The 14,269-nt window shown below is 50.8% G+C and carries 11 protein-coding genes; 8 read left to right on the forward strand and 3 right to left on the reverse strand.

Annotated features, from left to right (window positions below; genetic code table 11):
• The first annotated feature begins 210 nt into the window (after positions 1 to 210).
• A complete protein-coding gene (locus EDF88_RS23415) occupies positions 211 to 828 on the forward strand; it encodes a trimeric intracellular cation channel family protein (RefSeq protein ID WP_034461473.1) in 618 nt (205 codons plus the stop codon).
• Here the strand turns inward: EDF88_RS23415 and ligB are convergent.
• On the reverse strand, positions 822 to 2,513 hold the full coding sequence (gene ligB / locus EDF88_RS23420; protein ID WP_134187693.1) for an NAD-dependent DNA ligase LigB: 1,692 nt from the start codon (positions 2,511 to 2,513) through the stop codon (positions 822 to 824). The genes EDF88_RS23415 and ligB overlap by 7 nt on opposite strands.
• A gap of 257 nt (positions 2,514 to 2,770) precedes the next feature.
• On the opposite strand from ligB, the gene gmk reads away from it, so the two are divergent.
• Genes gmk through recG form a run of 5 tightly spaced genes read left to right on the forward strand, consistent with a single transcriptional unit; the run spans position 2,771 to position 8,634 of the window.
• Positions 2,771 to 3,394 carry a guanylate kinase gene (gene gmk, locus EDF88_RS23425; protein WP_134187695.1) on the forward strand — a complete coding sequence of 208 codons (624 nt, stop codon included), beginning with the start codon at positions 2,771 to 2,773 and terminating at the stop codon, positions 3,392 to 3,394.
• 54 nt (positions 3,395 to 3,448) lie between these two features.
• On the forward strand, positions 3,449 to 3,724 hold the full coding sequence (gene rpoZ / locus EDF88_RS23430) for a DNA-directed RNA polymerase subunit omega (protein ID WP_034461476.1): 276 nt from the start codon (positions 3,449 to 3,451) through the stop codon (positions 3,722 to 3,724).
• 18 nt (positions 3,725 to 3,742) lie between these two features.
• Positions 3,743 to 5,854: a bifunctional GTP diphosphokinase/guanosine-3',5'-bis pyrophosphate 3'-pyrophosphohydrolase gene (gene spoT, locus EDF88_RS23435; protein WP_134187697.1), complete on the forward strand. Its 2,112-nt coding sequence runs from the start codon at positions 3,743 to 3,745 to the stop codon at positions 5,852 to 5,854.
• A gap of 4 nt (positions 5,855 to 5,858) precedes the next feature.
• Positions 5,859 to 6,548 carry a tRNA (guanosine(18)-2'-O)-methyltransferase TrmH gene (gene trmH / locus EDF88_RS23440; RefSeq protein ID WP_134187699.1) on the forward strand — a complete coding sequence of 230 codons (690 nt, stop codon included), beginning with the start codon at positions 5,859 to 5,861 and terminating at the stop codon, positions 6,546 to 6,548.
• Between the two features lie 4 nt (positions 6,549 to 6,552).
• Positions 6,553 to 8,634 (forward strand): ATP-dependent DNA helicase RecG, encoded by a 2,082-nt coding sequence (gene recG, locus EDF88_RS23445; RefSeq protein WP_134187701.1) that lies wholly within the window; start codon positions 6,553 to 6,555, stop codon positions 8,632 to 8,634.
• A gap of 4 nt (positions 8,635 to 8,638) precedes the next feature.
• Here the strand turns inward: recG and gltS are convergent, their stop codons facing one another.
• Entirely contained in the window at positions 8,639 to 9,841 is a 1,203-nt protein-coding gene (gene gltS, locus EDF88_RS23450; protein ID WP_064514977.1) for a sodium/glutamate symporter, read from the reverse strand.
• Positions 9,842 to 10,071: 230 nt separating this feature from the next.
• Here gltS and EDF88_RS23455 point away from each other — a divergent pair, with 230 nt between their 5' ends.
• The gene (locus EDF88_RS23455; protein ID WP_134187703.1) at positions 10,072 to 11,463 is read left to right on the forward strand and encodes a uracil-xanthine permease family protein; all 1,392 of its coding nucleotides are present in this window, start codon (positions 10,072 to 10,074) and stop codon (positions 11,461 to 11,463) included.
• A 125-nt stretch (positions 11,464 to 11,588) separates the two neighbouring features.
• Positions 11,589 to 13,271 (forward strand): AsmA family protein, encoded by a 1,683-nt coding sequence (locus tag EDF88_RS23460; protein WP_134187704.1) that lies wholly within the window; start codon positions 11,589 to 11,591, stop codon positions 13,269 to 13,271.
• 22 nt (positions 13,272 to 13,293) lie between these two features.
• Here EDF88_RS23460 and fabY read toward each other — a convergent pair whose 3' ends face one another.
• Positions 13,294 to 14,235 carry a fatty acid biosynthesis protein FabY gene (gene fabY, locus EDF88_RS23465; protein WP_064514971.1) on the reverse strand — a complete coding sequence of 314 codons (942 nt, stop codon included), beginning with the start codon at positions 14,233 to 14,235 and terminating at the stop codon, positions 13,294 to 13,296.
• Positions 14,236 to 14,269: the final 34 nt, after the last annotated feature.

Here is a 14,269-nt window from a genome sequence, read left to right on the forward strand (position 1 = left end):
CACTATGCGGGCTTTGTCATTTAAACGACCTGATTCATCAATTTAAATAATCCACTTTAAATACATAAACCACAGAAACCCCATACCTCGCTGCTAAAAAACACGATTAAGCATTAGTAAATGTAATCAAAACCGCTTCGCTTTAAAAAAACTCAATCGTGACATTGTTCACAAAACGTTACCCTCTCAGCGTTTCCACTGGAGGTATCAATGCTATTACACATTCTTTATTTGGTCGGGATTACCGCCGAAGCAATGACCGGCGCACTCGCTGCAGGCCGCCGCCGCATGGATACTTTCGGTGTCATCATTATTGCGACAGCTACTGCACTTGGCGGTGGGTCTGTGCGTGACATTCTGCTTGGGCACTACCCGTTAGGCTGGGTGAAACACCCTGAATACGTCGTGATTGTGGCCGTTGCCGCTGTACTCACCACCGTGTTTGCTCCTGTGATGCCTCATCTTCGCCGCCTTTTCCTGGTTCTCGACGCGCTCGGATTGGTTGTTTTCTCTATCATCGGTGCACAAATCGCCTTGGATATGGGTGAAGGCCCAATCATCGCCATTATTGCAGCCGTAGTGACCGGCGTATTTGGTGGTGTCCTGCGCGATATGTTCTGTAAACGTATCCCACTGGTTTTCCAGAAAGAGCTATATGCTGGCATCGCTTTCGCCTCAGCAGTGCTTTACATCGTCTTGCAGCACTATGTTTCGAACCAGGACGTGGTGATCATTTCCACACTTATCTTCGGATTCACGACACGTTTGTTGGCATTACGTCTGCGCCTTGGATTACCGGTATTCCACTACAAACATGCAGATCACTGATCAATAAATCCCCGAATTCCTTGCTGTGCCAGAAATGCCACTAGCCCAGCTATTTGGGGATGATTCACAAACTCCACCAGCTTTTTTGCCCTTATAGGACCTACTCCCGGCAGCTTTTGCCAACTAAGCTCATCCCTGGCAACCAAATGTGACCATTGTGAATCGGGCATTGTGGTGAGTACTGCCCTTGGTAGCGGCAAGCCAAATGCCAGCAGCCACTGCCTGAATGGTTGCTGCCGGGCTTGCGAGAATTGCTGCCAAAGATGTGCCGTCCTGGCCACAGAAGTATCACTAATCTGAGACAAATCATTTTGAGTGACTGCCAACCAAGAAAAGATATGTTCCATGTTGAGATTTTGTTGGAGCTGCTGCCAGGAACGTACACTAACTCCGTTGATATTTAGTATTTCAGGAGCGCTTAACCACGTAAGACGTGCAATAAACTGCTCGCGACACCAGCTCTCAAAATAGAGGCAGCTCAGCGTCGTGTTCTTTTTTTCGGATGGTGGTTGCGGTTTATTACGCGGATTAACTCGCCATACAACCTCGTCAAAACGAGGAATTCCCTGCCCGGCAAGGCTCACCATTATCTGATCGCCTGCGGCAATATCCAACGCCTGCCATTTTCTAACTGAACCGATGTTGACTCGTTTAACCTGTTTATCATCAATCTGTAAAGGATGCAGATTAAGTACAACGGAGACTTTGCCTGTACGCCCCACAGCAAACTGGACGCTTTTAACTTCAGCAATTTGCTGTAATGGCGGATATTTCCATGCAACTACCCATGAAGCCTTTCCCGGAGCCCAAAGCTTTCCAGTTGGTTCAACCCCTTCTCGGACAACAACGCCATCTGTCACAAAGGGTAGTGGGGTCGTAAACCATGACTCGCGCTGCTTCGATATCTCATCCATAGAATTAACGGACTTTGACCAGGTTTTAGTCAGCGGGAAACCGGCCTGAGCAAGTACTTCGATTTTCTGGTTCATTTGCGTTGGGCCGTCGGGCCAGGCCCATATAAAGATCCCCAACTCTTTGAGTAAAGCAGGGTCCCCCTTGCGCATCATAGCGCCAGCAGCTTTTCCTCGGGCGTTAATGCTGCCCATTGTTTTCTGTACGTGATTATCCCTTTTCCAGAAGATCTCACCCTGCAGCACACTATTGGCAAGTGGGCCGATAAGGGTTTGAGGGATGTCAGGAATCATTTTGGCTTTTACTGTCCAATCCTGCCCTTTTTCACCATCACCCCGGCTCAGAAGTTGAACGAGGTGACCCTGGCGATAAACCAATGTCACCGCCACACCATCCACTTTAGGCTGTACCCAGAGATCGGTTTTGCCTTTTACCCACAACGCAACGGCTGTTCTGTCGGGAAGTTTTTTAACGCCAGTATGAGCAACGGGATGAAGCGCTTTGCCGTGTGTGAATAACCCAGGCTGTTGAGGTTCTTCTGTCGGGCTAAAGCACCGCTGCCAATTATTGAACTGGTTACGTAGGCCATCGTATGTAGCATCACTGACGATACTGACACCTTGTTGATAATAGGCTTGATCCCATTCCCCAAGCTTTTCTTTCAATATCGCCATCTCCTGCTGGGCTTGCTCAGATGACCAGACCGGACATAATGCTGACGCCATTGCGCTGAACATCCCCAGAAACCCGATAAACTTTGTTATCCACCTCATATGACCCCTCCGTGTAGAAGCAAAGTCAGGTATAACGCTCAAAAACAAGCTCTACGATTGGGTTTTAAAAAGGATGCGAGGGGCTTTCAGAGGTTTTTAATGTATTGCAGTAATACGGCATGTTTTTTGGAAATCCTTGCGCAAAATGGCAGAAATATTGCTGGGGAGTGCGACAAATTCTCCGTGACACGTAGACGGCGTGTATAATAGGCCCGTATACGCACTTCTTTTTATGCTTACCGAATAAGTTAGAACTCATGGCTCAAGGCACGCTTTATATCGTTTCCGCCCCAAGTGGCGCGGGGAAATCCAGCCTCATCCAGGCTTTGTTAAAGACACAACCGCTGTATGACACGCAAGTTTCTATCTCCCATACCACTCGTGGTATTCGTCCGGGAGAGAAACATGGCGAGCACTATTTCTTTGTGGAAAAGGAAGAGTTTAAGCAGATGATTGCTGAAGACGCGTTCCTTGAACATGCGGAAGTGTTTGGTAATTACTACGGCACTTCTCGCCATGCCATTGAGCAAGTTCTGGCTACAGGTGTGGATGTGTTTTTGGATATTGACTGGCAAGGCGCGAAGCAGATTCGTCAGAAAATGCCGCACGCCCGCAGTATTTTTATCCTGCCGCCGTCAAAAGACGAGCTGGACCGTCGCCTTCGTGGCCGTGGGCAAGACAGTGAAGAAGTTATCACTAAGCGAATGGAGCAAGCTGTTGCAGAAATGAGCCATTACGCGGAATATGACTATTTAATCGTCAACGACGATTTTGACACCGCACTGTCAGATTTAAAAATTATCATTCGTGCCGAGCGTCTACGAATGGGTCGCCAAAAAGCGCGACATGACGCTTTAATCAGCAAACTATTGGCAGACTGAGCCCAGTTTCAGTATCATGCCCAGTCATTTCTTCATCTGTGGAGCATTTTAATTATGGCACGCGTAACTGTTCAGGACGCTGTTGAGAAAATTGGTAACCGTTTTGACCTGGTTCTGGTCGCCGCACGTCGCGCTCGTCAGATGCAAACTGGTGGTAAAGATCCACTAGTGCCTGAAGAAAACGATAAAACGACTGTAATCGCACTGCGCGAAATCGAAGAAGGGTTGATCACCAACCAGATTCTCGATGTTCGTGATCGCCAGGAACAGCAAGAGCAGGAAGCCGCAGAACTGCAGGCTGTTACCGCTATTGCTGAAGGTCGTCGTTAATTAGCCTGCGGGTAGCCCTTGTATCTGTTTGAAAGCCTGAATCAACTGATTCAACCATACTTGCCCGAGGAGCAGATTAAGCGACTTCGGCAAGCATACCTTGTTGCGCGTGATGCTCACGAGGGACAAGCACGTTCAAGCGGTGAACCCTATATCACCCATCCTGTCGCTGTAGCCTGCATTCTGGCCGAGATGAAACTCGACTATGAAACACTGATGGCTGCACTACTGCATGATGTGATCGAAGACACCCCAGCCACCTACCAGGATATGGAACAACTGTTTGGCAAAAGCGTTGCCGAACTGGTGGAAGGGGTATCTAAGCTCGACAAACTGAAATTCCGCGATAAGAAAGAAGCTCAGGCTGAAAACTTCCGCAAAATGATCATGGCGATGGTGCAAGACATCCGCGTCATTCTGATCAAACTCGCCGACCGTACGCATAACATGCGCACTCTCGGGGCTTTGCGCCCTGATAAGCGTCGACGCATTGCTCGCGAAACCCTCGAAATTTATAGCCCTCTGGCGCACCGTCTCGGTATTCATCACCTGAAAACCGAACTGGAAGAGCTGGGCTTTGAAGCGCTTTACCCGAACCGTTACCGCGTCATTAAAGAAGTGGTTAAAGCAGCGCGCGGTAACCGCAAAGAGATGATTCAAAAAATCCTCTCTGAAATCGATGGGCGTTTACAAGAAGCGGGCATTCCTTGTCGCGTCAGCGGTCGCGAAAAACACCTTTATTCTATTTACTGCAAAATGACGCTCAAAGAGCAGCGTTTCCACTCGATTATGGATATTTACGCCTTCCGCGTAATTGTTCACGACATGGATACCTGTTACCGCGTTCTTGGGCAGATGCATAGCCTCTACAAACCACGTCCGGGCCGGGTTAAAGACTATATCGCCATTCCAAAAGCGAACGGATATCAGTCCCTGCATACTTCAATGATTGGCCCACACGGTGTGCCGGTTGAAGTGCAAATCCGTACCGAAGATATGGACCAGATGGCAGAAATGGGTGTTGCCGCTCACTGGGCTTATAAAGAGCAAGGTGAAAGTGGCACTACAGCGCAAATCCGTGCCCAGCGCTGGATGCAAAGCCTGCTGGAACTACAGCAAAGTGCCGGTAGCTCATTTGAATTTATCGAGAGCGTAAAATCCGATCTGTTCCCGGATGAGATTTACGTTTTCACTCCGGAAGGGCGCATTGTCGAATTACCGGCTGGTGCGACACCTGTCGATTTCGCCTATGCCGTACATACCGATATCGGCCACGCATGCGTTGGTGCTCGTGTCGACAGACAACCCTATCCGCTGTCTCAGTCGCTTAGCAGCGGCCAGACAATCGAAATCATTACCGCACCGGGCGCTCGCCCGAATGCTGCCTGGCTGAACTTTGTGGTGAGCTCAAAAGCTCGCGCCAAAATCCGCCAGATGCTGAAAAACCTGAAGCGTGATGACTCTGTTAGCCTCGGACGCCGCCTGCTTAACCATGCGTTAGGTGGTAGCCGCAAGCTTGCCGAAGTTCCGCCAGAAAATATCCAACGTGAGCTTGAGCGCATGAAACTCGCCACGCTTGATGATTTGCTGGCTGAAATTGGTTTGGGTAACGCCATGAGTGTGGTTGTCGCGAAAAACCTGCAAGGAGAATCACAAGCGTCTTTGCAGGCGAATGCTCTGCCGCATAGCCATCTGCCTATCAAAGGCGCAGACGGCGTGCTGATTACTTTTGCTAAGTGTTGCCGTCCAATTCCTGGCGACCCGATAGTTGCTCACGTCAGCCCTGGTAAAGGGTTGGTTATCCACCATGAGTCTTGCCGTAATATTCGTGGCTACCAGAAAGAAGCCGAGAAGTTTATGGCGGTGGAATGGGATAAGGAAACTGAGCAAGAGTTCCTCACTGAAATCAAAGTAGATATGTTCAACCATCAGGGTGCACTGGCAAATCTGACTGCGGCTATCAACACAGCAGGCTCAAATATCCACAGCCTGAATACAGAAGAAAAAGATGGTCGCGTCTATAGCGCGTTTATCCGTATGTCTGCCCGCGATCGTGTTCATCTGGCTAATATTATGCGCAAAATCCGCGTGATGCCGGATGTCATCAAAGTTACCCGCAACCGAAACTAGTGTTATGAATCCTCAACGTTATGCGCGTATTTGCGAGATGCTCGCCAGGCGTCAGCCTGACTTGACCGTCTGCATGGAGCAAGTCCATAAACCTCATAACGTCTCGGCGATTATTCGCACCGCAGATGCAGTGGGTGTACATGAAGTTCACGCAGTCTGGCCGGGTAACCGAATGCGCACTATGGCTTCTTCTGCTGCGGGAAGTAACTCCTGGGTTGAAGTTAAAACGCACCGCGATATTGGCGATGCAGTTAGTCATCTAAAAAGCAGCGGGATGCAAATCCTCGCCACCAACCTTTCTGATAAAGCCGTCGATTTCCGCGAAATTGATTACACCCGCCCGACCTGTATTTTGATGGGGCAGGAAAAAACAGGTATCACCAGGGAAGCGTTAGCGCTGGCAGACCAGGACATCATTATTCCGATGATCGGGATGGTGCAATCGCTCAATGTGTCCGTTGCTTCCGCACTTATTCTTTATGAAGCACAGCGTCAACGCCAGAATGCCGGTATGTATCAGCGCGAAAACAGCACCCTGCCAGAGTCCGAACAACAGCGCCTGCTGTTTGAAGGCGGCTACCCTGTACTGGCGCGAGTTTCCCGCCGTAAAGGTTTGCCCTACCCACATGTGAATCAGCAAGGTGAGATAGAAGCTGATGCCGCATGGTGGGCCACAATGCAATCTGCGGAGTAGCTGGATGAAAGGCCGTTTGCTGGATGCCATACCGTTAAGCACGCTTGCCGGAGTCGGCGCCAGCCAGAGCGGTAAACTGGCCAAAATTGGCCTGTACACCATTCAGGATCTTCTTCTGCACCTGCCGCTTCGTTACGAAGACCGCACCCATCTCTACCCTATCAATGACCTGCTGCCAGGCGTTTACGCCACGGTGGAAGGTGAAGTGCTGAACTGCAATATCAGTTTTGGCCGCCGCCGTATGATGACCTGCCAGATTTCTGACGGCACCGGCATCCTGACGATGCGGTTTTTCAACTTCAACGCTGCAATGAAAAACAGTCTCGCGACCGGTAAACGCGTGCTTGCCTATGGCGAAGCAAAGCGCGGCGCACATGGCGCGGAAATGATTCATCCAGAGTACCGTATTCAGGGCGACCTCAGTACGCCAGAACTACAGGAAACGCTGACGCCGGTTTACCCCACAACGGAAGGTATCCGTCAGGCAACATTGCGCAAGCTGACCGATCAGGCCCTGGAATTGCTCGATACCTGCGCCATTGCTGAATTGCTCCCGGCTGATTTGAGCAAGGGAATGATGAGCTTGCCAGAAGCGTTGCGCACTCTACATCGTCCGCCTCCATCAATGCAGCTCGCCGATCTGGAGACGGGGAAACATCCGGCTCAACAGCGCTTAATTCTTGAAGAGTTGCTGGCGCATAATCTGAGCATGCTCGCGCTGCGCGCAGGTGCTCAGCGTTATCACGCGCTGCCTTTGCATGATCATGACGAATTAAAAAACCGCCTGTTGGCTGCGCTGCCTTTTAAACCAACTGGTGCGCAGGCTCGCGTTGTGGCCGAAATCGAACACGACTTAGCGCTGGATGTGCCAATGATGCGCCTGGTGCAGGGTGATGTGGGGTCAGGTAAAACCTTGGTTGCCGCCCTCGCCGCACTACGTGCTATCGCGCATGGGAAACAAGTGGGGTTGATGGCTCCAACTGAGCTACTCGCAGAACAGCACGCTAATAACTTCCGCCAGTGGTTTGCGCCGCTGGGCATTGAAGTGGGCTGGCTTGCTGGTAAGCAAAAAGGCAAAGCGCGTATCGCTCAACAGGACGCGATCGCCAGCGGTCAGGTGTCGATGGTGGTGGGAACGCACGCGATCTTCCAGGAACAGGTGCAGTTCTCGCAACTTGCACTGGTTATCATTGATGAACAACATCGCTTTGGAGTTCATCAACGCCTGGCGTTGTGGGAAAAGGGCCAGATTCAGGGCTTCCACCCGCATCAGCTCATCATGACTGCTACACCTATTCCGCGCACGCTGGCAATGACGGCCTATGCCGATTTAGACACATCTACGATCGATGAACTCCCACCTGGCCGTACTCCGGTAACAACCGTCGCTATTCCAGACTCACGCCGCAACGATATTATCGACCGCGTGCGTGGAGCTTGCAGTGATGAAGGCCGTCAGGCGTACTGGGTTTGTACGTTGATTGAAGAATCTGAGCTGCTCGAAGCCCAGGCGGCGGAAGTCACGTGGGATGAGCTAAAAATAGCCTTGCCTAATCTGAATGTCGGCCTGGTTCATGGCCGCATGAAGCCGCAGGAAAAGCAGGCGGTGATGCAGGCTTTTAAAGAAGGCTCAATTCATCTGCTGGTTGCGACAACGGTTATTGAAGTTGGTGTTGATGTACCAAATGCCAGCCTGATGATTATCGAAAACCCTGAGCGTCTGGGTCTTGCGCAGCTCCATCAGCTTCGTGGCCGTGTGGGTCGTGGTGCGGTTGCATCTCACTGTGTGTTGCTTTACAAGTCACCACTATCGAAAACCGCACAGCTGCGTTTACAGGTACTGCGCGATAGCAACGATGGCTTCGTCATTGCTCAGAAAGATTTGGAAATTCGTGGTCCGGGGGAATTACTCGGCACGCGCCAGACGGGAAGTGCCGAGTTTAAAGTAGCAGATCTATTGCGCGACCAGGCGATGATCCCGGAAGTACAGCGCCTTGCGCGCCATATTCATGAACGCTATCCCGAGCAGGCAACCGCGCTCATTGAACGCTGGATGCCTGAAACGGAACGCTATTCAAACGCCTGATGGTTTAGCCAAAGATTGGCAGCATCAAATACATCTTGATGACCAGCGCGTTGACGATATCAATAAAGAACGCGCCGACCATCGGCACCACCAGGAATGCCATATGTGACGGGCCAAAACGCTCGGTAATCGCCTGCATATTGGCGATCGCCGTTGGTGTTGCCCCCAGGCCAAAACCACAATGCCCCGCAGCCAGAACCGCCGCATCGTAGTTTTTCCCCATCAAACGGTAAGTCACGAAAATCGCATACAACGCCATAAAGATGGTTTGTACGGTCAAAATTGCCAGCATCGGCAACGCCAGCGAAGCCAGTTCCCACAGCTTGAGGCTCATAAGCGCCATGGCGAGGAACAGCGACAAACAGACGTTCCCTAACACGGAAACCGCACGTTCAAATACCCGATAGAAACCGAGCAGTGACATGGTGTTGCTGAGAATAACCCCAACAAATAACACGCAAACGAATGTCGGCAATTCAAAGCTGGTGCCTTGTATGAGATGGCCGACAAACTTACCAACCGTAAGGCAGATAGCAATCATCGCGATGGTTTCAATCAACACCATAGAGGTGATCATGCGCCCGACCGCAGGTTTCTCAAAAGCGGTTGGGTCAATGCTATCTTCAGGTGTGCCATCAGGTGTAGATGAGTGTTTGACCAGATATCGTGCCACTGGCCCGCCAATCAAACCGCCCAGCACCAGACCAAAGGTTGCGCATGCCATAGCAACTTCGGTGGCATTCTGGAAACCATAACGCTCGGTGAACAGCTTACTCCAGGCTGCACCTGTGCCATGCCCGCCCGATAACGTAATAGAACCCGCCAGTAATCCCATTAACGGATCAAGACCTAACAGGCTCGCCATACCGATACCAATGGCGTTTTGCATCACCAGCAAACCCACCACCACAATCAGAAAAATACCGACAACTTTGCCACCCGCTCGCAAGCTGGACAGGTTGGCATTCAGGCCGATTGTGGCAAAGAAGGCGAGCATCAAAGGATCTTTGAGGCTCATATCAAATTCAAATTCCCAACCGACACTTTTTTTGAGTACCAGCAAGGCAAGGGCGATTAAGAGTCCACCCGCTACGGGTTCAGGGATAGTGTATTTTTTTAATAGCGGTATGGTGTGGACCATTTTTCGGCCCAGTAATAACACGAGAGTCGCAGCAACAAGGGTAGAAAGGGTGTCGAGATAAAACATAGAAGTGCTCCTGTTTGCGCATATTTCTCACAGACGCTTTTAATTTATCCTTCACTGGAATTTCAGGTTCTAGAAAAGTCAGCTGCTGGATTTTAACCAAAAAACAGTCGAAAGTTATATAAAAAGCTCGGTATATACACTTTTTATCTTAGGAAACACCCTTAGCAAACGTTTGCTTTTGGCCTTTAGTCCGCTAAAATCACCGTTTTTTCGGCAGGGGATAATTTCTAATGTCTGTTAATGCTGTTGAGTCTGAAGGTGCGCAACCGATTGCCCACACTAGTACCAGTGAGTTGATTTACCGCCTCGAGGACCGTCCACCTCTCCCACAAACGCTGTTCGCTGCTGGCCAGCATTTATTAGCAATGTTTGTTGCGGTGATCACACCTGCGATGTTGATTTGCCAGGCTCTGGGACTTCCAGCAGAAGATACCCAACACATTATCAGTATGTCCCTGTTCGCATCAGGTGTGGCATCAATTATCCAGATTAAAGCGTGGGGCCCGGTAGGCTCTGGGCTTCTGTCTATTCAAGGCACCAGTTTTAATTTTGTCGCACCGCTGATTATGGGTGGCATGGCATTAAAGAATGGCGGGGCTGATGTTCCGACCATGATGGCTGCACTTTTTGGCACCTTAATGCTCGCAAGCTGCACCGAGATGCTTTTATCACGCTTCCTTCACCTTGCTCGTCGCATTATCACGCCGCTGGTTTCTGGTGTAGTTGTGATGATTATAGGTCTGTCCTTGATTCAGGTTGGCCTGACATCTATTGGCGGTGGCTATGGTGCAATGAGTGACCATACATTTGGCGCACCGAAAAATCTGCTGCTGGCAGGTGCAGTATTAGTGGTCATCATTCTTCTGAATCGCCAGCGCAACCCGTACTTGCGCGTGGCTTCGCTGGTTATCGCCATGGCAGTAGGTTACGCGCTGGCATGGGCAATGGGCATGCTGCCTGATGTTGCGCCATCAACCAATACTGACCTGATCATGGTGCCAACACCGCTTTACTACGGCCTGGGCATTGACTGGAACCTACTGATTCCGCTGATGCTGATCTTTATGGTGACCTCCCTTGAAACCATTGGCGATATTACGGCGACATCTGACGTCTCTGAGCAACCGGTTTCTGGGCCATTGTATATGAAGCGCCTGAAAGGCGGCGTGCTGGCTAATGGCCTGAACTCTTGTGTTTCAGCCGTATTCAACACCTTCCCTAACTCTTGCTTTGGACAGAACAATGGCGTTATTCAGCTTACGGGTGTGGCCAGCCGTTATGTTGGATTTGTCGTTGCGCTGATGCTGATTTTATTGGGCCTATTCCCGGCAGTAAGTGGGTTTGTACAACACATTCCTGAGCCAGTTTTAGGCGGCGCAACTATCGTAATGTTCGGCACGATCGCAGCATCAGGTGTGCGTATTGTCTCCCGTGAGCCACTGAATCGCCGCGCAATTATGATTATTGCACTGTCACTCGCGGTTGGTATGGGTGTCTCTCAGCAGCCACTTATTCTCCAGTTCGCCCCTGACTGGCTGAAAACCTTGCTCTCATCTGGCATTGCTGCCGGTGGTATTACCGCTATCGTTTTAAACCTGATTTTCCCACCTGAAAAAAATTGATGTACTTCACGCGCTGGTTATTTGTTAGCGCCAGCGCGTGTTATCCCTCCTGACAATCCCATCCTTGAGCTATAACGGTAAATGGGGCATAACACCCTTACCGAAACTTCATGGGATGGAAGACAATGAAATTTCTAGGAAAGCTGATCACAGCTTTATTGGTTGTCATAATAGTGGCACTTATAGCCGCTTATTTATTACTTCAAACTCGTTGGGGAGCATCCCAGATCAGTAGTTGGGTCAATGAGAAGAGTGATTACAATTTCTCTTTTGAAGTGATCGACCACAAGTGGGCATCGCCCACTCATGTCACGCTGACAAATGTCACCTTCGGACGCAAAGGCCAGCCAGCAACCCTGGTTGCGCAAAATATTGATATTGGCCTGAGCTCACGTCAGTTTTCGGAGCCTTTGCACGTCGACACGATAGTGCTGCAAAACGGAACGCTCAATATCAGCCCTGATGCTGCCCCGCTCCCCTTCCAGTCCGATATGCTGCAATTGAGCGATATGGCAATCAACAGCCCAAATACTGGGTGGGATCTGCACGCTCAACGCGTCAACGGGGGGGTAATACCGTGGCAACCAAAGCAAGGTAAAGTGCTGGGTAATACTGCTGATATTCAATTTAGCGCTGGTTCCATGACACTCAACGGAGTCCCGGCTACCAACGTCTTGTTGCAAGGTGCGATTAATAACGAACAGGTGACGCTATCAACCATCGGTGCAGATATTGCACGTGGCTCGCTCACCGGTAATGCAAACCGCCTTGCCGATGGCTCCTGGCAGATCGGCAGCTTACGGCTCAACGATATCCGCCTACAAACCAATAAATCCATTACCGATTTCCTGGCGCCTCTTGGCAGCGTCCCTTCACTGAAAATCGATAGCCTCGAGGTGACAGATGCGCGCATGGAAGGAAAAGACTGGGCAATAACCGATTTAGATCTGAGTTTGCGCAACCTGACGCTGGCAAAAGGTGGCTGGCAAAGCGATGACGGGCGTTTATCGATGAATGCCAGTGATTTTATTATTGGTGCGTTGCAGCTAAATGACCCTATCGTGAATATCGATTTTAACCCGCAAACCGCTGTGATTCGCCAGTTCACTTCCCGTTGGGAAAGAGGCATGGTTCGCGCCTCAGGCGAATGGCAACGCACCGAGAAAAAACTGGCGCTGGATGAGCTGGTTTTTGCCGGGCTGGAATATACGCTGCCAGCCGACTGGAAAGCACGCTGGATAGAGCCATTGCCGCAATGGTTAAACACGGTGACGATTAAAAAACTGTCGGCAAACCGTAATTTGATCATTGATATTGATCCCGCCTTCCCGTTCCAGCTCACCGCATTAGATGGCACGGGGAGCAATCTCGAAGTGGTGCGCAATAACCAGTGGGGAATATGGAGTGGAAACGCCACGCTGAACGCCGCGGCGGCCACGTTTAACCGTGTCGATGTTCGCCGCCCATCCATTTCACTGAATGCGGCAGACAGCCAGATATCTATTACGGAACTTAGTGCTTTTGCTGGTGAAGGTATGCTGGAAGCAACTGGCGCTATCTCGCAAGCTCCGCAACGCAATGCGGCAATGAACCTGCGCGGACGCGCGGTGCCAGTAAATGTGTTGCAACAATGGGGGTGGCCAGCGTTACCGCTTGAAGGCAACGGTAATTTGCAGCTTTCAGTGACCGGCAACCTTGCAGCTCAAACAGCACTGAAACCCACGGTGAACGGGACATTACAGGCCACAAGCGCTGACGGAAAACAAGTACAGCAGACCATGCAGAATGGGGAAGTACCCGGCGCATAAGCGCCGGGCGGTTACCCTTCAACTATTCTTCTTCGTTCCCGCCTTCTTCAAGCGGGCCAAAAGGTTTCGCGGGGAGAACCAGATACACACCTTCAAAAACAGCACCAGGCGTGTCATCACCGTAAAGCTCAACTTGCAATGCAACGCGAGCCTTGCGGCCACGCGCCAGACGGTCCAGATCGCCGCTCAACGAGCCTAAGTCAGCAATCGCTCCCGGTCTTCCGGTGATCGGGCTGCTATATCGGATATGTGCATCAGCCAGAATAATCGTGCCGCCAAGGTGGCGTTCACGCAACATCAGCCAAATCAGCCCCCAGCCGGTAAGCGTTGCAAGGGAAAACAGGCTGCCTGCGAATAAGGTTTGATGCGGATTTTGATTTCCCGCTTCAGGCATCGTCGTAATAAATTTCTGCCCAGTGTATTGCAAGATACGCACGCCCATCTTCTCGCTAAGCGGAATATGTTCGTACCAGGCCTGCTGTAACTGCCCACACCAGTCTGCGCGATGGAGAATGTCATCAAGCGAGGCGACCGGTTTAATCATTAGAAAGTGGCGAATAGGCGTGGTGGAAGGCGTGGTGATTTCACCCTGGTTCTCAAAACCGAGTTTGGCAAAAAACTCGACGGCATCTTCACGTGCGCTACATACCACACGTTTAACCCCTTCCTGGCGAGCGACAGTTTCCAGCGTCATTGCCACCAGCGTACCCAAGCCTTTGTCCTGCACCGAGGGGTGAACCGCCATAAAACGGATCGCTGCTTCGTTATCAGCATTGATGTACAAACGGCCAATTGCGACCGGATTGCCTTCTTCATCCACCACCATCTGGTGGTGAGCTAAGGCATCCCAGGCGTCACGTTCTGAACCTTTTGGTTGATGCAACGGCTTACGTAGCATCTCCCAGCGAAACTGGTAATAGAGCTCAAGCTCTTCTTCGGTTTGCGGTACGCGAAGGTGATACATACATGTACTCTCTCTTGTTACGCGGGACCGTAAA

The organism is Buttiauxella sp. BIGb0552, assembly GCF_004366275.1.
GTDB lineage: Bacteria > Pseudomonadota > Gammaproteobacteria > Enterobacterales > Enterobacteriaceae > Buttiauxella > Buttiauxella gaviniae.